Raw genomic sequence first — 20,472 nt, 5'->3', positions numbered from 1 at the left:
GGTGGTTCGGGTCAGTTGCGGGCGAGGCCCGAGGAGATCGCCGGCAGCAACCAGGTCGTGACGTCTCCCAGCCGCGCTCCGGCCGCGTCCTGCCTGTCAGCGAGATAGCGGGCGGCGAGGTCGGCTAGATAGGTGACGGCGGTGGCCCGGGCCTGGGTGGCGTCGAGGCCGAAGGGCTCGAGCAGGCCGGCAGCGGACGACGTGCAGTGCTGCGCGGAGAGCAGCGGGTCCGACTGCCGGGTCACCAGGTCCGTCTGCAGTGCCCAGTGCAGCGCGTCGAAACCCGCGGGGACGGAGGACCCGAAGCGCTCCCAGTCCCAGACCAGGAGCCGCCCGCCGCGCCCTCGAGCCGTGTTCCACGGTGTCCAGTCGCCGTGCCAGGCGCCAAGGGGCAGTGCGACATCGCCCATCCCCTCGGCGAGGTGGTGCGTCAGCTCGGCGAGGCGTTCGCCGGCCGGCGTCTCCGGCATCCGGCCGATCCTCTGGGTCAGGGCGGACCAGTAGGCCGTGCCGGCGAGCGCGGTGGCCTCCGAGCGTCCGATGGCGGCGACCTCGATCTGCGCGCTCGAGACCTCGTGCGGCGAGGGCCGGCGCCGCCGGTTGTCCACCGGCAGTGCGGCCTGGACCAGCAGCTCCAAGCCGTTCCAGCAGCCCTGGTGGAGGACCGTCGGCACGGTGAGACCCCGCAGGTCGGTGGCTGCGAGAGCGGTGAGTGCCGCGGTCTCGTCACGCACCAGGCGGCTGGTCAGCGGGTCCACGCCCACCTTGACGTAGGCCAGCGTGCGGCCGCGGCTGTCCAGCACCTGCAGGACCGGCTTGCGGTTGGCCCTCGCGGTGCTCAGGTACATGCTGACGAAGAGTTCCCGGCCGAGGACGTCGGCGAGGTGGTCCTCGATGGAGGCCGTGGGGCCGTCGGGGCGGTGCAGGACGACGCGATCGCGCGCGAGCAGCGGCACGATGCCGAGCGCCGATGCGGTGGAGAGGAAGGCCGCCGCCCAGCGGGCGGTCCGCCCCCGTCCGACGCCGTACCGGCGGAGCGCTCCCGCCGCTGCGCGGGGCTGCCCGTGGGGCACCAGCATCCGCGGCCGGTGGCGGCTGGGCAGCAGCAGGTACTCGCGGTCCCCGCTGTTCGAGGAGGGGGACGCGGTGGTGATGCGCATCTCGATGGGGGACGGCCAGAGGAGCTGCCCGACGTCCCGCAGGTGGGCCAGTCGTTCGTCGCTCACGCCGGGCTCCTCGTCTGTCCGGCGAGCAGGACGGGTCGGGACGCCGGCGCCCGGCGCGAGATCTCCGCTGGGCGCGCGGGCTCGTCCCGCTGCTGGCGCCACATCAGGGCGATCGACAGGAAGGTGATGACCAGCGGCATGGTCAGGGCGTTGTAGACGAGCATGAAGGCCAGCGACAGGACCAGGACCAGCCGCCCGCCGTCGCCGATGGGCGTTCGGTCCCGCCGGTAGGCCCACAGGGACCGGAGGAGGAAGCCGACGTAGAGGGCTGTCCCGCCGATCCCCTGGGCGATGAGGAGCAGCCACACCTGTCCGTTGCTGCCCAGGGTCGGGTTGCCGCACCGCCGGCAGTCCGCATCGGAGCCGACAACGATCGAGTTGCTGCTGCCCAGGGCGGCCCGGGTCGAGCCGAAGCCCATGACGGGGGAGTGGGCGAGCACCTCGAGGGTCCGTTGGGTGGTGAACGTGCGGATGTCGTTGCTGTGCCCGTTGTCCAGACGGGCCTGGACCATGGCCCCCAACGGTGACGCGGTCAGCAGGACGGCCGTCAGGGACAGCGCGGCGACGAGCCCCGTGATGACGGCGAAGCGCCCGCGGCGCGCGAGCCGGACGGCGGCGACGCCCAGGGCAAGCCCCAGGCCGAGCCACAGGCCGCGGTTGAGCGAGTAGACGACGGGGATGGCGGCGAGGAGGAGGACCACCAGGCCGGCTGCACGCCGGCGCGTGTGCCCGGCCGACATGTGGCTGATCAGGAACCAGCCGAGCAGCAGGGCGAAGCAGTGGCCCCAGGTGTTGGTGAACCCGAACGGCGCCGACGGGCGGGGCGACTGGTAGCCGAGGACCTCGTGCAGCTGCGCGGCCGTCGGGTGCACCAGGCTCTGGACGAAGACGTCTTCCGCGACGGAGTCGGGCAGCAGGAGCTCGACCGGGGACGTGACGTCGAAGGTGGGCGCGAACGTGCCCAGCAGGCCACCGGCGACCACGACGACGAACAGCCCGCCGAGGTGCCGCACCAGTCGACGCCGGGGGAACTCGGTCTCGGACAGGTTGCCCGCGTAGAGCAGCACGATGGTCGCCGACAGGTACCCGGCGAGATTGAAGCCCACGGACACGATCCGGCCGGACACGGTGTCGGGCAGGGTGCCCGGCGGGTTCATGCCGAGGAACGCCGTGCTCGCGACCACCCAGGCGAGGAAGAGCAGCCAGAGCCCGAAACCCGGGGGGACGACGATGCGCCGGCGGCGCCACAGGTGCAGCACCATCGGGAGGACGAGCACAAAGACGATCAGCGTCCCCATGCCCAGCAGCCACCACAGCGGATAGAGGGTGAGCAGGGCCGTCAGCGGCCAGCCCGGGTGCCGGGACATCGGGCGTTCCGAGGCACCCGACCCCCGGTCGGCCGACGCGAGCGTCGGCGCGGGCAGCGCCGGGCTCATCGCACGGTGCTGCTGGGCGGCGTCGGCCAGCCCACCGGGCCGGCCGTCACGGCCCGACGCCGCTCGGGTCCGCCGTCGCCTGCGGGGCCGTCCGTGCCGGCCTCCGGCCCGGGGACCGCCGGAGCGCCCGGGCGGTCCAGCGGTGCGCCGCGGCGCGGCGCGGTGCCGCCGTCACCGGTGGAGCGGCCGAGGACGGCGCCGAGGACGGACCGGTGCATCGACTGGAACTGGTAAACCGCGTCAGTGACCTCGCGAGCGGTGGTCCGGCCGGCCTCGACGACGATGACCGCGAGCTCGGCGAGATCCGCCAGCGACTGCGCGTCGGTGCCGCCCGCCGTCGACGGCGCCTCGATGACGACGTAGGCAGCCCGCTCCAGCAACCGGTCGACGAGCTTCCGGGGCCCGCGGGTCTGGAGCACGGAGTCGGCCCGGTCGGGGTCGCGTCCGGGGCCCAGCACCCGCAGGGAGGGGACGCCGGGGAGCTGCCGCGCGACCTCGTCGACCTCCCGCTCACCGGCGAGCACCTCCGCCAGGCCGGCCGTCGGCCGTCCGCCGGTCAGGGTCTCGGCCGTGCCGCCGAAGGCGTCGGCGCAGAGCAGGAACACGTCCTCGCCGGCGCGGGCGAGGGACGTCGCGAGGTTGGCCGCCACGGGGCCGCCACCACCGTGCACGCCGGCCACGAGCACCACACGCCGGGCGCCTTGCTGTAGCTCGGCGGTCACCACGTTGCGCAGCCGGGCGTAGGCGCGGGCGTCCGGGCTGGTCGGCGGCACGATCGCCACCTCGCCGGCGCGGAGCGGCTGGTCCAGCACGGCGATGACGGGGACGTCCGTCCTGCGGGCCAGGTCGTCCGCGGCGCGGATGCAGTCGTCGGCGCGGTGGCGCCACGTCGCGACGCCGAGGCCGAGCAGCAGCCCGAGCGCGATGCCGATCCCGAGCGTGACCGGGATGTCCGGACTGCTCGGCGACGAGGGCAGAGCCGCGCGGGTGACCACGCGCCCCGGGGAGAGCGCGGAGGCGCGGACCTCGTTCTGCTGGCTGCCCAGGTTGGCCAGCTGGCTGTTCAGGGAGGCGGCCTGCTGGTCGTTGCGGGCTCGCTCGGGCGATCCGGCGGCCAGCTGGCTGCCGGCGGCGATGACGTCCTCCAGCTGTCCGGAGACCGCGTCGATGCGGCCCTGCAGAGCCTCGTACTCGGCGTCCATGCCCGCCTCGGCGGTGGCGCGCCGAGCGTCGAGGTAGGCCTCCGCGAAGGCCTCCGCACCGTCCTGCGCCTCCCCGGCGGTGGAGCCGACGACGGAGATGGTGAGGATCTCCGTGTTGGGTGGCACGGTGACCGTGACCCGGTCGGCCAGCTCGCCGACCCGGTCCGAGGGTAGGTCGAGCAGGTCGGCCGCGGCCGTCACCGTCTCCGTGGAGGTCACCAGCCGGGCCTCGGTGTCCAGGTTGATGGTGTTCGTCCGGTTCGACGTCCCACTCGCCGCGGTGGTCGTCTCGGTCACGAGGACCGACGTCTGCGACGTGTACTCGCGCGGCGCGACGAGCAGGTAGCCGCCTGCGAGGCTCAGGCCGAGCGCCAGCCCGAGGAGCACGGTCCCCCACTGTCGACGCAGCAGCATCAGGTAGTCGCCAAGGCGCATGGCGCTGGGTGTGCTCTCGCTGTACATCGCCTCTGGGTCCCCTCGTGCTCTCGGCCTCGTGCGCGTCCGGGTCGGACGCTCGCACCGGTCGCTGCCGGGTCGTGCTGGACCGGCTGGTCGAGTCGACCACCCCCGGCGCGTGCGGCGACACGTGCAGCGTGAGCCGGTCACTCCGAGGAGGGAGCCCCGCCGGTGCGGTCAGACGGACGCCGTGGGTTCGGACAGCTGCTCGACGGGCCGCTCCCGGCCGTCGCGCGATCCCCGGCGTGCCCAGGCCTGCGTGAGGATCCGCGCCCGCGCGGGCAGGCCGTGGCGCTGCCGGGCGAGCATCCACAGGACGGGTCCGGCGACGACGACCACCGCCAGCACGGTCACCATCGTGAGGTCGGACAGGTCCAGGAGCTTCAATCCCGAGGCCAGCAGCACGAGCGCGAGCGCGCGCCGCACGAGCCCTGCGGGGGCGCGGGAGGACATCCGTGCGCCCAGGTAGACGCCGGGAAGACACCCGAGGAGCAGCGACACGGTGAGGTCGAACTGGAAGTCACCGAACAGCAGGTGACCCACGGCCGCCGACGCCACCAGCGGCACGGCCTGCACGAGGTCGGTGCCCACCAGGCCGGCTGCGGACAGGCGTGGGTACAGGGCCATCAGCGCGATGATGATGAGGGATCCAGAACCCACGGACGTCATGCCCACGACGAGGCCGCCGACCACACCCACGAGCACGGTCGCCAGGGGACGGATCCGGTACCCGGTCGCCGGGAGCTGCTCTCCGAGGAGCGGCGGCAGGTGCCCCGCTCGACGTGCCGCTCGACGCCCGCGTGCGCCCAGTTCCTGGTAGGCCCGGATGATCAGTCCCACGGCGGCCAGGAGCAGCGCGACGCCGAGCGCCGTCTTCGTCCACTCCTGGACGCCGAGGCCGGAGCCGAGTGCACGGGACACGAGGACGCCGGCGAACGCACTCGGTACCGAGCCGAGGCACAGCCACCCGACGAGCCGGAGGTCGACGGTGCCGCGGCGGAGGTGCACGCCGCCGCCGATCGGCTTCATGACGGCCGAGACCACGAGGTCGCTGGAGACCGCGGCCAGCGGGGGCACGCCGAAGAAGAGGACGAGCGCCGGCGTCATCAGGGCGCCGCCACCCATGCCCGTCATCCCCACGACCACGCCGATCACCAGCCCGGCAAGGACGAGAGTGAGCTGAAGATCCACGCGTTCCCCCGGTTGCTGCGCGTACTCGACTGGTGTTCGACGGTAGGGCCAGGCGCCGGTCGCGAATCCCACGGCGCCGGCTGTGCTCACCCGTTCGGAGCAGTCCCCCGCGCCCGGCCGTCCGGCACCCGCCGGGGCGCGTAGCGTCCACCGGCCGGTGAGCGCCGGTCCGTGGCGCAGTGGAGCCGGACGTGGGCGAGTGACGAAGCGAGGAGTTCACATGGGGCGGGGTGGGGCCGGCTGCCGCCTGCTGGCGCTCGCCGTGGCCGTCCTCGTGGGCCTCGTGCCCAATTGCGCCACCGCACCGTCGCCGAGGCCTGATGCGTCGGGATTCGGGCTCCGGTGCTTGGCGGTCGGGGTCTGGACCCCCTCCGAGGGGCCCGGCCGTCCACTGGGCCGGTCGTTCGCCGAGGCCGACCAGGTCATGGGTCCGCTGACGATCCGGCGGAGCTTCGACAGCTCGTTGCCCGTCGACTTCGCGGGATCCGCTGCGTCCGGGGACGCCGCGTCCGGGGTGCGCTCCTTCGTCTCCTGGAAGCCACCCGGCGGGGACCACCGTGGTGCGGCGGCGGGTCGCTACGACCGACAGATCGTCGCCTGGGCGCGCAGCGTGCCTTCGACCGGTGTGTTCGCGACTGCCTTCCACGAGCCCGAGAACGACATGACCGCGGCCGAGTTCGTCGCGTTCCACCGGCACGTCCACACGGTGGTCGAGGAGGCCAACGCGACCATCCGGTGGGGCCCGGTGTACATGGCCTACTGGTGGGATCCGACCGCACCGGACCACTACGTCGGTGACCCGGCTGCCTGGTGGCCGGGTGAGGAGTACGCCGACTTCGTCGGGCTCGACTGGTACGGCGTCGACCCCGAGCCGATGACCGCCAGCGCCTCGTTCCGTCACTGGTACGGCGTCATGGAGCCCACCGGGCTGCCGCTCCTCATCGTGGAGTACGGCCAGTACGCCCTCCGTCCCGGTGAGACGTCCAGGCCGGCCCGGGAGGCGGCGCGCGCGGCAGCGATCCGCCAGGATGCCGCGTGGATCGCCGAGCACCCGCGCATCACCATGTGGATGTACTGGCAGGGACCGGGCCCGCGCGGGAGCTGGGCGTTGACCGACGACGCCTCCCGGCAGGCGTGGCGGGACGTCGCGGCCCGCGGTTGCCGGCCGTAGGCTCGGTCACAGGAACCATCCGGCGTCCTCGGCGTCCGCCGAGCGCAGCGCCACGTCCGTCGATGCCTGCACGGGCGAGGACGAGCCGCCTTCCCGGCCGCGAGAGAGCGCCGCGAAGCACCTCCTGTAGCGCTCCGATGACGCCGAGTGATGCAACTGTCCGTCATCGCCGCTGCTGAGCCACTCGATCGGATCAAACAGCCGCGGTCTGCTGGGGTGCCGTCGCAACTCTCTGTGATGCTGCCGTCCGGCGACGGGGGCTCGTGATCACGGGGGGAGCCCCTCCATGCGGAGGGACGCACGGGGAATGAAGACACTCTGGCGATCGATGTGCGCGATGGTCGTCGCGGCCATCGTGGCGACGCTGACGGTGACGACCGGGACGGCGTCCGCCGCCGTGGCCCAGGGGGCGGTGCTGCCGACGGCGACGCCCGACGCGCGGACACCGCACGTGCTCGACAACAAGGTGCTCGACCTCGCCGAGGTCGGGAACCGGATCGTGGTCGTCGGCGACTTCACCCGGGCCCAGGACGCGGCGGCCAACGGGAGCGCCGCCTGGAACCAGCGCTCGGTCCTCGCCTTCGACCGCGCCACCGGCGCCATCGACCGGTCGTTCCGGGTCCAGCTCGACGGCCTCGTCAACGCGGTGGAGCCCGGCCCCGACGGCACGGTCTTCCTGGGCGGCACGTTCTCGACCGTCAACGGGGCCGTCTCCCGCAACCTGACCCGGGTCTCGCTGGCCACCGGCGCGCGGGTGGCCACGTTCGCCCCCAGCGGGATCAACGGCGCCGTCAACGACCTGGCCTTCTCCGGGGGACGGCTGTTCGTGGGCGGGGTCTTCAACGCCGTCCAGGGCGTCGCGCACGGGGGCCTGGCCACGGTCGACCCCAACACGGCTGCCGTGGACCCCTACATGGGCGTCGACGTCCTGGGCAACCACAACTACCCGCGCGGGACCGCTCGCGCCCCGGTCGGCGTGCGGGACCTCGCGCTGTCACCCGACGGCTCCCGGCTGGTGGCCATCGGCAACTTCACGCGGGCCGACGGGCTGATCCGCGACCAGGTCGTGTCGATCCTGCTGCGGGCCGGCGGCGCGCTGGTGGACCCGAACTGGCGGACCACCCGCTACGAGCCGGCGTGCCACGCGAACGGCTTCGACTCCTACGTCCGTGAGGTCGACTACGCCCCCGACGGCAGCCACTTCGTCATCGTGGCGACGGGCGGTTCCGGGTACCTCGGCACGCTCTGCGACGCCGCAGCGCGGTTCGACAGCTCCTCCACCGGCCAGGCCGTCGAGCCGCGGTGGGTCGCGGTCACCGGCGGGGACACGCTGCACTCGGTTGCGGCGTCCGACGCCGTCACCTACATCGGTGGCCACCAGCGCTGGCTGAACAACCCCCTGGGCGTGGACTCGGCCAAGGCGGGGGCCGTGCCGCGGCCGGGCATCGCCGCGCTGGACGCGCGCACCGGCATGCCGTTGGCCTGGAACCCGGGGCGCAACCCCCGCGGCATCGGCGCCGAGGCGCTGCTGACCACCGCATCGGGCCTCTACGTCGGCATGGACACGAAGCACTTCGGCAACTACACCCACCTCCGGCCGCGGCTGGGCCACTTCCCGCTCGCCGGTGGGTACGCGCTGCCGAAGGAGGTGACCGGCAAGCTGCCCTCCGACGTCTTCCTCGCCGGGCGCAGCCCGGGCAGCCGGCTGCCGATCAACGGAGCCCTCAGCCGGTTCTTCGACGGGACGAGGGCGGCCGCCGACGTGCCGCTGGCCGCGGACGGCACGAGGTGGGACCTGGTTCGCGGCGCCTTCGTCGTCGACGGCACCCTGTACTACGGCTATCCGGGGACCGGCGGGGTCTACCACCTGTTCCGCCGCAGCTTCGACGGCAAGACCCTGGGGCGGGCCAGCCAGATCGACCCGTACAACGACCCGGTGTGGAGCAACGTCTCCGTGGGCTCGCGCAACGGCGTCAGCTACGGCACCTATCGCGGCGCCCTGCCGAGCTTCTACCACGGCCTGTCCGGGGTCTCCGGCATGGCCTACTCCGACGGCCGGCTCTACTTCACCCGCAGCAATGACCCCCGGCTGTACTACCGCTACTTCTCGGTCGACAGCGGCGTCGTGTCCGAGGACCGCTTCGTCGCGGGCAACACCGGCGTGGCGAACCCCGGCGGGATCTTCCTGTCCGGCGAGCAGCTCTACGTCGTCAACGCGGCGAACGGCGACCTGACCCGGACGAAGCTGGCCAACGGCGTGCTGAGCGGCGCCCCCGTGGTCGTCAGCGGGCCGGCCAAGGACGGCCGCGACTGGCGGGCCTGGGCGGTCTTCCTCGGCCCGCGCGCCAACCAGGCGCCGACCGCGCAGTTCACCGCCGAGTGCGTGGACCTGACCTGCTCGTTCGACGCCGGCGCCTCGACCGACGCCGACGGTTCCATCAGCGAGTGGCGGTGGGACTTCGGGAACGGTGCGACCGCGACCGGCGCCCGCACCACGCACTCGTTCAGTGCCGGAGGCTCCTACCAGGTTGCGCTTACGGCGACCGACGACCACCGTGCGTCGGCCACGTCGACGCAGACGGTGCAGGTCGCAGCGCCCCCCGCCGGAGCGACGGGGATCGCCCTGCGGGGCTCCGCGGGCACGACGGCGCGGCCGGCGACGGCGGTGTCCGTGGACGTGCCCGAGTCGGTGCGGGCCGGTGACGGCCTGGTGCTCGTCCTGTCGACCAACTCGGCAGCGACCGGTACCGCTCCCGCGGGCTGGACGTCGGCCGGGGAGCAGCGGGCGGCCACGGCGATGACCACCCAGGTGTTCTCCCGGGTGGCCTCCGCCGAGGACGCCGGCTCGACGGTGACGGTGCCGTTGAACCAGTCGGCGGCGGTGTCGCTGCAGGTGCTGGCGTACTCCGGGACGGCGACGTCCGGCCCGGTGGCGTCGGTGACCGGGGCGACGGATGGCAGCGGCACGTCGCACACCACGCCGACCGCCGAGGCGGCCGCGGGCAGCACGGTGGTGTCGATCTGGTCGGACAAGGGCCCGTCGGCGCGCCGGTTCGTGGCCCCGGCCGGGGTGACCGAGCGGAGCAACCTCGCGGGCTCGGGCACCGGTGACGTGGCCACGCTGGTGGCCGACAACGGGCCGGTACCGGCCGGGCGGGTCGGCGGCCTCACCGCGACCGTCCCCGTGGCCAGCAGCCGGGCGACGATGCTGACGGTGGTCCTCGCACCCGGGACCGCGGCGCCGGCCCCGGTGGAGGACACCCCTGCGCCGCCGCCGAACCGGGCACCGGAGGCGGTCATCTCCTCCACCTGCGCCGAGCTGACCTGCTCGTTCGACGGGAGCGGTTCGACCGATGCCGACGGCTCCGTGGCGTCCTATGCATGGGACCTCGGCGACGGGACCACCAGCACCGAGGCGGCGGTGGAGCACACCTACGCCGCGGCCGGGGAGTACACGGTGAGCCTCACCGTGACCGACGGCGCCGGCGCGACCGGCACCAGCACGGCCACGGTGACCGTCGCGGCGGCGCCCGTGGCGGCGGGGATCGGACTGCGCGGGTCGGCGGGCACCGCTGCCCGGCCGGTGACCGCCGTGTCGGTCGACGTGCCGGAGGCGGTCCGGGCCGGTGACGGGCTGGTGCTCGTGCTGTCCACCAACTCGGCGGCGACCGGCACGGCCCCGGCCGGTTGGGAGCTGGAGGCCACGCAGACCGACGACGGGAAGATGACCACCCAGGTCTTCTCCCGGGTGGCCGTGGCCTCCGACGCCGGGTCGGCGGTGACCGTGTCGCTCCCCGTCTCCTCCGCGGTCACGCTGCAGCTGATGGCCTACGGCGGCACGGCCATCGACCCGGTCGCCTCCGTGACCGGTGCGGCCAGCACGGGGGGCACGTCGCACACCACACCGACGGCCACGGCGCCGGCCGGCGCCTGGGTGCTGTCCGTCTGGTCGGACAAGGCCCCCACCGCTCGGCAGTTCGTGCCCCCGGCCGAGCTCACCGAGCGCAGCAACATCGCCGGTGCCGGCAACGGTGACGTGGCCACGCTGGTGGCCGACAGCGGCACGGCCGTGGCAGGTGGCCAGGTGGGCGGGCTGACCGCCACGGTGCCCACCGCCAGCAGCCGGGCCACGGTGTTCACGGTCGTCCTCGCACCGGCCGGCTGACGCGGAGAGCAGGGACGGCCCCCACGTCGGGTGATCCGGCGTGGGGGCCGTCGCGTTGACCGGTCCCAGGGCACTCCGGTCCCCTCCGGGGACGGCGGCGGGGCGGTCGCGGCGGGACTAACCTGGAGGTCCGGCCCCCCGCGCACCCGGCGCGCCGTGTGCGGCCACCCGACCTCAGGAGACCTCTTCGTGACCCTCCGCGGCGTGCTCGACGTCGTCCTCACCGACCCCGGCATGGCCCGCGTCGTGGCCGCCGCCGGGAACGCGGAGCTGGCGGTGACCGCACCGCCGTCCGTCCAGCCGCTGGTCGCGGCCGCGCTCGCCGCGCACCGGGGTGGCGCGGGGGTGCCCGTCCTCGTCGTCACGGCGGGGGAGCGGGACGCCGACGCCGTCGCCGACCAGCTGCGCTGCTTCCTGCCCGACCGGCGCACCGAGGTCTTCCCCGCCTGGGAGACGCTGCCGCACGAGCGGCTCTCCCCGCGCGCGGACACCGTCGGCCGGCGGCTGGCCGTGCTGCGCGACCTGACCCACCCGGGCGTCAACGGGGCGATCGACGTCCTGGTCGCGCCGGTGCGCAGCGTGCTGCAGCCCCTGGCGCCCGGCCTCGGCGACCTCGTGCCGGTCGAGCTGCGGCCCGGTGACACCGCCGAGCTCGACGACGTCGCCCGCGCGCTGGCCGACGCCGCCTACACCCGCGTGGAGCTGGTGGAGAAGCGCGGCGAGTTCGCCGTCCGCGGTGGGCTGCTCGACGTCTTCCCGCCGACCGAGCCGCACCCGGTCCGGGTGGAGTTCTGGGGCGACGAGGTCGACGAGCTGCGCTACTTCTCCGCCGCCGACCAGCGCTCGCTCGACGAGCGCCCCGAGCGGCTGTGGGCGCCGCCGTGCCGCGAGCTGCTGCTCACCGACGAGGTGCGCGCCCGCGCCGCCGAGCTGGCGGCCGAGCACCCGGGTCTGGTGGAGATCCTCGGCAAGCTGGCCGAGGGGATCGCCGTCGAGGGCATGGAGTCGCTGACGCCGGCCCTCATCGAGGGGGACCTCCAGCTCCTCCCCGACCTCGTGCCGGCCGGAACCCACGTGCTGGTCTGCGACCCCGAGCGGGTGCGCAGCCGCGCCGCGGACCTGGTGCGCACCGCCGAGGAGTTCCTCGCCGCCTCGTGGGCTACCGCCGCCGCGGCCGGGGAGGCGCCGATCGACCTCGGTGCGTCGTCCTTCCGCGACCTCGCCGACGTGGAGGCCGCCGCCCGCGGGCGCGGCCTGCCGTGGTGGAGCACCGGCGCCTTCACGATCCAGGCCGAGGACGACGACACCTCCGTCACGCTGGACGCGACGACCGTCGAGCGCTTCGCCGGCGACGTCCCGCGTGCGGTGGAGCAGCTGCGCGCCTGGTCCCGTGACGGCTGGCGGGTCGTCGTCACCTTCGCCGGTCCCGGCCCGGCGCAGCGCGCCGCCGACCAGTTCACCGAGGCCGACCTCGGCACCCGGCTGGTGCCCGACGTCGCCGCCGCGCCCGAACCGCGGCTCACCCACGTCACCCAGGGCAACCTGGAGGCCGGCTTCGCGTTCCCGGGCGTCGGCCTCGCGCTGCTCACCGAGCACGACCTCACCGGCCAGCGCGGGACGACGATGCGCGACGCGGTGAAGATGCCCGCGCGCCGCCGCAACGCCGTCGACCTGGTGCAGCTGCAGCCCGGCGACCTCGTCGTCCACGAGCACCACGGCATCGGCCGGTACGTCGAGATGGTCAGCCGCACCGTCAACGGCGGGCAGCGCGACTACCTCATCGTCGAGTACGCACCCAGCAAGCGGAACCAGCCGCCGGACCGGCTGTTCATGCCCACCGACGCCCTCGACCAGCTGACCCGCTACGTCGGCGGCGAGGCCCCGGCGCTGTCCAAGCTCGGCGGCGCGGACTGGCAGAAGACCAAGGGCCAGGCGCGCAAGGCGGTCAAGCAGATCGCCGCGGAGCTGATCCGGCTCTACTCGGCGCGGATGGCCACCAAGGGCCACGCGTTCGGCCCGGACACCGTCTGGCAGCGGGAGCTCGAGGACGCCTTCCCGTTCCAGGAGACGCCCGACCAGCTGGCCGCGATCGACGAGGTCAAGGCGGACATGCAGCACCCGGTCCCGATGGACCGGATCATCTGCGGCGACGTCGGCTACGGGAAGACCGAGATCGCCGTCCGCGCGGCGTTCAAGGCGGTGCAGGACGGCAAGCAGGTCGCCGTCCTGGTGCCGACGACGCTGCTGGCCAACCAGCACTTCAAGACCTTCTCCGAGCGGTTCGCGCAGTTCCCGGTGACGGTGAAGGTGCTCTCCCGCTTCCAGTCCGACGCCGAGACGCGGCAGATCCTCGCCGAGCTCGCCGACGGGCAGATCGACGTGCTCGTCGGTACGCAGCGGCTGCTGCAGCCGACGACCCGGTGGAAGGACCTCGGCCTGGTCATCGTCGACGAGGAGCAGCGCTTCGGCGTCGAGCACAAGGAGTACCTGAAGACCATGCGGACGGCGGTCGACGTGCTGTCGATGTCGGCCACCCCGATCCCGCGCACCCTGGAGATGTCGCTGACCGGCATCCGTGAGATGTCGACGATCCTCACGCCCCCGGAGGAGCGGCACCCGGTGCTGACCTACGTCGGCGCGTGGGACGACAAGCAGATGGCCGCGGCGATCCGCCGGGAGCTGCTGCGCGACGGGCAGGTCTTCGTCATCCACAACCGGGTGCAGTCGATCGACAAGGCCGCGGCGAAGATCCGCAACCTGGTGCCGGAGGCCCGGGTGGCCGTCGGCCACGGGCAGATGAAGGAGCACGAGCTCGAGCGGATCATGGTCGGGTTCTGGGAGAAGGAGTACGACGTCCTCGTCGCGACGACGATCGTCGAGTCCGGCCTGGACATCCCGAACGCCAACACGCTGATCGTCGACCGCGCCGACACCTTCGGCCTCTCCCAGCTGCACCAGATCCGCGGTCGGGTGGGCCGTGGCCGGGAGCGGGCGTACGCCTACTTCACCTACGACCCCTCGCGCCCGCTCACCGAGACCTCGGTCGACCGGCTGACCACCATCGCGCACAACACCGACCTCGGCGCCGGCATGGCGGTGGCGATGAAGGACCTGGAGATCCGTGGGTCGGGCAACCTGCTCGGTGGCGAGCAGTCCGGGCACATCGCCGGCGTCGGGTTCGACCTCTACGTGCGGCTGGTCGGCGAGGCGGTCACCGACTACCGGGCCCAGCTGGCCGGCGAGGAGCCGCCGGCCGAGCCGGCCGACGTCCGGGTGGACCTGCCGGTCGACGCGCACCTGCCGCACGACTACGTGCCCGGTGAGCGGCTGCGGATGGAGGCCTACCGCAAGGTGGCCTCGGTGCAGTCCGACGAGCAGGCCCAGGCGGTGCTCGACGAGCTCACCGACCGCTACGGCGCCCCGCCGGCGCCGGTGCTCAACCTGCTGGCCGTGGCCCGTTTCCGCGCCGCCGTCCGGCAGTGGGGGATCACCGAGGTGTCGATGCAGGGCCGGGCGATCCGGATCAGCCCCGTGCCGCTGCCGGAGTCCAAGCAGATGCGGCTGGCGCGGCTGGCCGACGGCGCGACCTACAAGTCCGCCGTCGACACCATCTCGCTCAAGGTGCCGGTCGGCCCGGACCGACGCACGCCGCTGCGGGACGTCGCCCTGCTGGACCACCTGCACTCGCTGCTGGCCGCCCTGCTCGAGCAACCGGTCGCGAAGGCCTCCTGAAGCAAGGACCCCGTCCTCCCCACCCTTCGCAGGCTCAGGGCGGGGCCCGGGACGGGGCCACCCACGGCCGTCACCTGCGCCTGCGTCGTCGGTCACAGCCGGTGTGGCACGCTCCGCTGGTGCAGAAGCGTCGCCTGACCGCATCGCTGGCCGTGGGCCTGGTCGCGCTGGCCGGGGTGGCCGGCTGCCGCAGCGACCCCAGCGTGGCCGCCTACGTCGGCGAGGAGCAGGTGACCGTCGATGAGCTGCAGACGGCGGTCGGCACCCGCCTGGAGGACCCGGCCCTGGCCCAGGCCGCCACGGGCCGGGAGGACGAGTTCACCCGCCTGGTCCTCACCCGGCTGGTCACCGCCGAGCTCTACGACCGGGTGGCGCAGCGCTACGGCGTCACGGTGGACGACGGTGACGTGCAGGCGCGCCTGGACGAGCTGCTCGCCGGAGAGGACCCGGAGACCGTCTACGCGCAGGCCGCCGCCCAGGGCGTGGCGCGGGCCGACGTCTTCGAGACCGTCCGCCAGCAGCTGCTGCGCCAGCGGGTCGCCGAGTCCGAGGGGCTCGCCGCCGTACCGAGCGAGGAGGAGCTGCGCGCGGCGTACGAGGAGCAGGCGCCGTCGCTCGCGCAGGTCCGGCTCGGCTACGTCAACGTCCCCGACCAGGCCGCCGCCGACGCCGCGGTCGCCGCGCTGCAGGCCGACCCGGCCGCCTACCCGGCGATCGCCGCGCAGTACCCCGGCCAGGCGACGCTGCCGGAGGTGACGACGCGCGCGCCCGAGGACGTGCCCGGTCCGCTGGCCGACGTGGTGGGCAGCGCGGCGCCGAACTCCGCCACCTCGATCACCGTGCCGGACCTGCCCGGCGTCCTGGTGGTCTTCGTCGGCGAGCCCGCCGTGCCGAGCTTCGAGGAGGTCCGCCCCGACCTCGAGGAGGCCGCCCGGGCCGACGCCGACGCCGCGGCCCAGGAGTTGGTCGCCGACGTCCGCGCCGGCATCGACGTCACCGTGAACCCGCGCTACGGCGTCATCGAGGACGGCGCGATCGTCCCCTCCGACGACGGGGTCGTCGACCTGTTGGAGGAGGCGGGCGGCACCGCGCCGGCGGCTGCCGGAGACTGACCGGGTGCCCGTCGCGCTCGCCGTCGTCGTCCACCCCGCCCTCCCGGGCCTGCTCGGCCCCGCGGCCTGGCGGGCGGTCTCCAGTGGCCGGCCGGTCGTCGCGCTGCCCGGCGCCGCCGCGGCGGCCGACGCGCTGCGCGCCGAGGGCTGGGCGGTGGACGACGTCCCCGACGTCGCGGCCGCCGCCGCCCGCCCGGACAGCGTCGTCGCGCTCGTCCCGGCCGGGGTCGAGGTGGACGCCGGGGAGGTCGTCGACGCCCCGCCGCTGCCCGGCAGCCGGTTGCTCGACGTCGTCCGGGTGATGGACGTGCTGCGCTCGCCCGGGGGTTGCCCGTGGGACGCCGAGCAGACGCACGCCTCGCTGCGCGGCTACCTGCTCGAGGAGGCGCACGAGGCCTACGACGCGATCGTCGACGACGACCCGGCCGGCATGCGCGAGGAGCTCGGCGACGTGCTGCTGCAGGTGGTCTTCCACGCGCGGGTCGCCGCGGAGGCGGCGCCCGGCCGGCGCTTCGGCGTGGACGACGTCGCCGGCGACCTGGTCGACAAGCTCGTCCGGCGGCACCCGCACGTGTTCGGTGACGCCGGCCCGCGCGACGTGGCGCAGGTCGAGGCGGGCTGGGAGGAGATCAAGAAGGCCGAGAAGCAGCGCCGCTCGCCCACCGAGGGGGTGTCCCGCTCGCAGCCCGCGGCGTCGTGGGGGGCGGCGCTGGTGCGCCGCGCGGCCCGCGCCGGCCTGACCACGCCCGCGCCGGCCGAGATCGGCTCGGTCAGCCCTGAGGAGCTGGGGGAGCGGCTGCTGGCCGTCGTCACCGCCGCCGAGGGGCGCGGCTGGGACGTCGAGGACGCGCTGCGCGAGGCGGTCCGCCGCTACGCCGGGGAGCTCGACGCCGAGGCGGAGTCCCGCGCGGCGGAGTGACCCTCACCCGGCCCGATCAGTGAGCGGAACCGTCCGTCCACAGGAGGCTGTCTCCTCCACAGTCTCGTTCTAGCTGGCCAGAGGGTCGTTCAGCCGCTACGATCGAACACGTGTTCGACGACGTGGCGGCTCTGGGACGGGGTGGTGCTTCGGCTGTCGAGCGCGGTCTGACCGCGGTGCTGGAGCGGTCGGCCGTCGAGGGTGGTGGCTCTGCCGTCGTCGACGGTGTGTACCCGGCGATGCGCTGGGGGCTGTGCTGGGAGGTCGAGCCCGCGTCGGGCTGTGGCCAGCGAACTGGACCGGCTGCTGGCCGCCGGTGCCCGGCCGCTGGCCCGGGCCACGGCGGCGTCGCGGGAGATCGCCCGGCTGTCCGCGGTGGTCGCGACGTCGCTGGCGGAGTTCGCCCGCTGCCGGCCGGCGGCGTCGTTCGACCGGCAGCCCGGGGAACGCGGGGCGATGTCGGCGGCGACCCAGGCGGCGCGGCCGGCGGCGCTGAGCGAGGTGAGCGAGTGGGCGGTCGACGAGGTGGCGCCGACGTTGCGGATCAGCGGTCCGGCGGCCACCGCGCAGCTGGCCGAGTCGGTGGTGCTCGCCGAGCGGTTGCCGCTGACCCTGCGGCTGTTGTCCCGAGGCGAACTGAGTCCGGCGCACGCCCGGCAGATGGTCAACACCGTCGGGCCGGTGCGCGACGACGCGCTGCGCGCCGACATCGAGGCGCACGTCCTCGGGCTGCTCAAGGACAAGACGCCGCCGCAGCTGGGCGACAGTGCGCGGCGGATCGTGCTCCGCCGGGACGCCGAGGCGGCCGGCCGCAGGCTGGTCGCGGCGATCCGGGAGCGCGGCGTGCGCGTGCACGACCGGCGCGATGGCACCAGCACGGTCGCCGTCGACCTGCCGACGCCGGTCGCGGCGGCGGTCTACCGGCGGCTGGAGGCCTACGCCGAGCAGCTGCGGGTCGACGGCGACGAGCGGACCAAGCAGCAGCGGATGGCCGACGTGCTGTGCGACCTGGTGCTGCACCCCGACGAGCACGGGCTGCCGCCGGTCACCATCGCGCTGACGCTGGTGGCCACCCTGGAGACGATGCTCGGCGGCACCGAGCCCGGCCAGGTCGACGGGTACCTGGTGCCGGCGGAGATGGTCCGCGAGCTGGCCTACACCTTCGGGCTGCTGGCACGCCCAGCACCGGACCTCGACGACCTGCCCGAGGACGGTGCGACCGCCCCGACCGGAGAGTCCGGCGACGGCGCGCATCCACCGACCGCGGCGGGCGAGGGCCCGCGGGGAGCAGGTCCACCGGCCCGTCCGCCCGGAGTCCCCGCACCCGAGCCCACGCCGGTGGCCGACCGCCCGCTGGCGGAGTGGATGGCCCTGGCCGCGGAGCGCCACCAAGCCGCGGTGCGCGAGGGCCTGGCCGGCGCCCGGCAGGCGATCGAGGACGGCGTGTGGACCGACGGCGAGCTGCGCTCGGTGCTCGACCTGGGTGACCTCATCGGCGTCCGGGACATCGCCGGCACCGGCCTGGCACACCACCCGCACATCGCGATCGTCGACCAGCTGCGCGGCAGCCTGGTCGCGCTCACCGACGCCGCGGGCCTGCGCCGCGGCGCCGCCCTCGGCCCGCCGCCGCCGAGCGACGACCACGACCCGGGCGCCGAGCTCGACCGGTTCGTCAGGCTGCGCGACCAGAGCTGCCGCTTCCCCGGCTGCCGCGCCCGCGCCCGCTCCTGCGACATCGACCACCGCCGCCGCTGGCCCGACGGGCCCACCGCGCACCACAACCTGATCCGAAAATGGGTCGGGGACGGGCAGACGCCACCAGCGGCTCGGGCGCGGCCGGGCGTCCCGGGTCGGGTCCGGGCGAAGTCACACGCGGCGACCCGGGCGACTGCCGCCCGGAGACCCGAAGAGCTTGCTGGCCACCGACGACAGCTTGATCTGGGCGTCTTCGAGCAGCTTCTCCACCCGCTGCTTCTCCGCGCTGCGCTCGACGACCAGATCGGCCCGATAGTCCGCGTGCTCGAAGCGACACTGAAGCGCCCACGGCACGGCCCCCCGCGCCCTGCTGTGCTACGACCTCCCACGATCAAGGTTGACCGGCGTCGGCGGGCGACCCAAGCAGCATTTTCAGCGCTGAACGCGCGCCCCACCAGGGCATCCAATGCTGTGCTGCCTGTGCGAGCACCACCACCGGCTCAAGCACCAGGCACCCGGCTGGCATGAACATCCAGTCCGACACTCGTACGCTGACCAATCACTGGGGCCTCCCACGCCTGTGGCTCTACCGCCAGGGCCGCCCCCTGCGCGGCAACCCACGATCATTCGTGGCGGGGCCCCAGCCCCCATACCGTCTGAGGGGGCGGGCGTGCGAGCGGCCAGGGGCCGGGGCCGCGGTGGCTGGCGCGCGGCAGGTGAGCGGCCCGCCCGGGCGTCGCTAGGCTGACCCCCGTGCCCAGCATCGACGCCGTAGGCGCGCGGGAGATCCTCGACTCGCGCGGAAACCCCACCGTGGAGGTCGAGGTCGCCCTCGACGACGGGACGATCACGCGGGCTGCCGTGCCCAGCGGTGCCTCCACCGGCGCCTTCGAGGCGGTGGAGCTCCGCGACGGCGGTGAGCGCTACGCCGGCAAGGGCGTGACCAAGGCCGTCGACAACGTGCTCGACGTCATCGGCCCCGAGCTGGTCGGCTACGACGCCAGCGAGCAGCGGCTGGTCGACCAGCGGCTGCTCGACCTCGACGGGACGCCGAACAAGGAGCGCCTGGGCGCCAACGCGATCCTCGGCGTGAGCCTCGCGGTGGCCAAGGCCGCCGCCGAGTCCGCCGGGCTGCCGCTGTTCCGCTACGTCGGCGGCCCCTCGGCGCACCTGCTGCCCGTGCCGATGATGAACATCCTCAACGGTGGCGCCCACGCCGACAGCAACGTCGACGTCCAGGAGTTCATGATCGCCCCGATCGGCGCCCCCACCTTCGCCGAGGCGCTGGCCATGGGCACCGAGACCTACCACGCGCTCAAGTCGGTGCTGAAGGGCCGCGGCCTGTCCACCGGCCTGGGCGACGAAGGCGGCTTCGCCCCCGACCTGCCGAGCAACCGCGACGCGCTCGACCTGATCGGCGAGGCCGTCGAGAAGGCCGGCTACACCGTCGGCCGCGACATCGCCTTCGCGCTCGACGTGGCCGCGACCGAGTTCCACACCGACGGCGGCTACGACTTCGAGGGCCAGACCCGCTCGGCGGAGTACCTCACCGACTACTACCGCGGCCTGGTCGACGCCTACCCGATCGTCTCGATCGAGGACCCGCTGTCCGAGGAGGACTGGGACGGCTGGATCGCGCTGACCGCCGCGCTCGGCGACCGCGTGCAGCTGGTCGGCGACGACCTGTTCGTCACCAACCCGACGCGGCTGGCCGACGGCATCGCCCGCGGGGCGGCCAACGCGCTGCTGGTCAAGGTCAACCAGATCGGCACGCTCACCGAGACGCTGGACGCGGTGAACCTGGCGCACCGCAACGGCTACCGCAGCATGATGAGCCACCGCTCGGGCGAGACCGAGGACACCACGATCGCCGACCTCGCCGTCGCCACCGACTGCGGGCAGATCAAGACCGGTGCGCCGGCGCGCAGCGAGCGCGTCGCGAAGTACAACCAGCTGCTGCGCATCGAGGAGGAGCTGGACGACGCCGCCCGGTACGCCGGTGCGGCCGCCTTCCCGCGGTTGGGCGCGGCGGCCGGCGAGTGACCGGTCGCGCCCGCCCGTGAGCGCGGCGCGCGGCCACCGCGGCGGGCCGGGCGCCGCGCCGTCCGGACGTCGGCGCGCCACCGGGCGGCCGCTGTCGGGTGCGGCGTCCCGCCCCGTGCCGGCC

The 20,472-nt window shown here is 74.3% G+C and carries 10 protein-coding genes and 1 pseudogene; 7 read left to right on the top strand and 4 right to left on the bottom strand.

Annotation, left to right across the window (positions count from 1 at the left end):
- Nucleotides 1-11: 11 nt before the first annotated feature.
- The 4 genes from CNO22_RS14170 to CNO22_RS14155 form a co-directional block, all read right to left on the bottom strand.
- Nucleotides 12-1,226 (bottom strand): hypothetical protein, encoded by a 1,215-nt coding sequence (locus tag CNO22_RS14170; RefSeq protein WP_100499988.1) that lies wholly within the window; start codon nt 1,224-1,226, stop codon nt 12-14.
- Nucleotides 1,223-2,593, bottom strand: a complete 1,371-nt coding sequence (locus CNO22_RS14165; protein WP_198588324.1) for an O-antigen ligase family protein — start codon at nt 2,591-2,593, stop codon at nt 1,223-1,225. Before CNO22_RS14165 ends, CNO22_RS14170 begins: the two co-directional genes overlap by 4 nt.
- 65 nt (nt 2,594-2,658) lie before the next feature.
- A complete protein-coding gene (locus CNO22_RS14160; RefSeq protein WP_100499987.1) occupies nt 2,659-4,326 on the bottom strand; it encodes a Wzz/FepE/Etk N-terminal domain-containing protein in 1,668 nt (555 codons plus the stop codon).
- A gap of 171 nt (nt 4,327-4,497) precedes the next feature.
- A complete protein-coding gene (locus CNO22_RS14155) occupies nt 4,498-5,511 on the bottom strand; it encodes a sulfite exporter TauE/SafE family protein (protein WP_100499986.1) in 1,014 nt (337 codons plus the stop codon).
- A 346-nt stretch (nt 5,512-5,857) separates the two neighbouring features.
- Between CNO22_RS14155 and CNO22_RS14150 the strand changes: the two genes are divergently transcribed.
- The 7 genes and pseudogenes from CNO22_RS14150 (at nt 5,858) to eno (ending at nt 20,348) form a co-directional block, all read left to right on the top strand.
- Nucleotides 5,858-6,682 carry a hypothetical protein gene (locus CNO22_RS14150; RefSeq protein WP_100499985.1) on the top strand — a complete coding sequence of 275 codons (825 nt, stop codon included), beginning with the start codon at nt 5,858-5,860 and terminating at the stop codon, nt 6,680-6,682.
- A gap of 328 nt (nt 6,683-7,010) precedes the next feature.
- The gene (locus CNO22_RS14145) at nt 7,011-10,847 is read left to right on the top strand and encodes a PKD domain-containing protein (RefSeq protein WP_100499984.1); all 3,837 of its coding nucleotides are present in this window, start codon (nt 7,011-7,013) and stop codon (nt 10,845-10,847) included.
- A gap of 189 nt (nt 10,848-11,036) precedes the next feature.
- On the top strand, nt 11,037-14,579 hold the full coding sequence (gene mfd, locus CNO22_RS14140) for a transcription-repair coupling factor (RefSeq protein WP_198588323.1): 3,543 nt from the start codon (nt 11,037-11,039) through the stop codon (nt 14,577-14,579).
- Nucleotides 14,580-14,698: 119 nt separating this feature from the next.
- The gene (locus CNO22_RS14135) at nt 14,699-15,691 is read left to right on the top strand and encodes a peptidyl-prolyl cis-trans isomerase (RefSeq protein ID WP_198588322.1); all 993 of its coding nucleotides are present in this window, start codon (nt 14,699-14,701) and stop codon (nt 15,689-15,691) included.
- A gap of 4 nt (nt 15,692-15,695) precedes the next feature.
- Nucleotides 15,696-16,610, top strand: coding sequence for a MazG family protein (locus tag CNO22_RS14130; RefSeq protein ID WP_100499982.1), 915 nt, complete (start codon nt 15,696-15,698; stop codon nt 16,608-16,610).
- Nucleotides 16,611-17,066: 456 nt separating this feature from the next.
- Nucleotides 17,067-17,759, top strand: a pseudogene (locus CNO22_RS29055) (DUF222 domain-containing protein); the annotation flags it as partial.
- A 1,299-nt stretch (nt 17,760-19,058) separates the two neighbouring features.
- Complete coding sequence (gene eno, locus CNO22_RS14120; protein WP_100499980.1) at nt 19,059-20,348, top strand: phosphopyruvate hydratase; 1,290 nt, start codon at nt 19,059-19,061, stop codon at nt 20,346-20,348.
- The last annotated feature ends 124 nt before the right edge of the window (nt 20,349-20,472 follow it).

It is taken from the genome of Geodermatophilus chilensis (genome assembly GCF_002802985.1).
GTDB classification, from domain to species: domain Bacteria; phylum Actinomycetota; class Actinomycetes; order Mycobacteriales; family Geodermatophilaceae; genus Geodermatophilus; species Geodermatophilus chilensis.
The sequence above is the reverse complement of the archived record's forward strand: the minus strand, read 5'-3'. Positions and strand labels throughout refer to the sequence as shown.

Excerpts from the sequence above, each read along its gene's own strand:
- CNO22_RS14165 (WP_198588324.1), bottom strand. The coding sequence starts at position 2,593 with ATGTCCCGGCACCCGGGCTGGCCGCTGACGGCCCTGCTCACCCTCTAT.
- CNO22_RS14145 (WP_100499984.1), top strand. The coding sequence starts at position 7,011 with ATGTGCGCGATGGTCGTCGCGGCCATCGTGGCGACGCTGACGGTGACG.
- CNO22_RS14160 (WP_100499987.1), bottom strand. The coding sequence starts at position 4,326 with ATGTACAGCGAGAGCACACCCAGCGCCATGCGCCTTGGCGACTACCTG.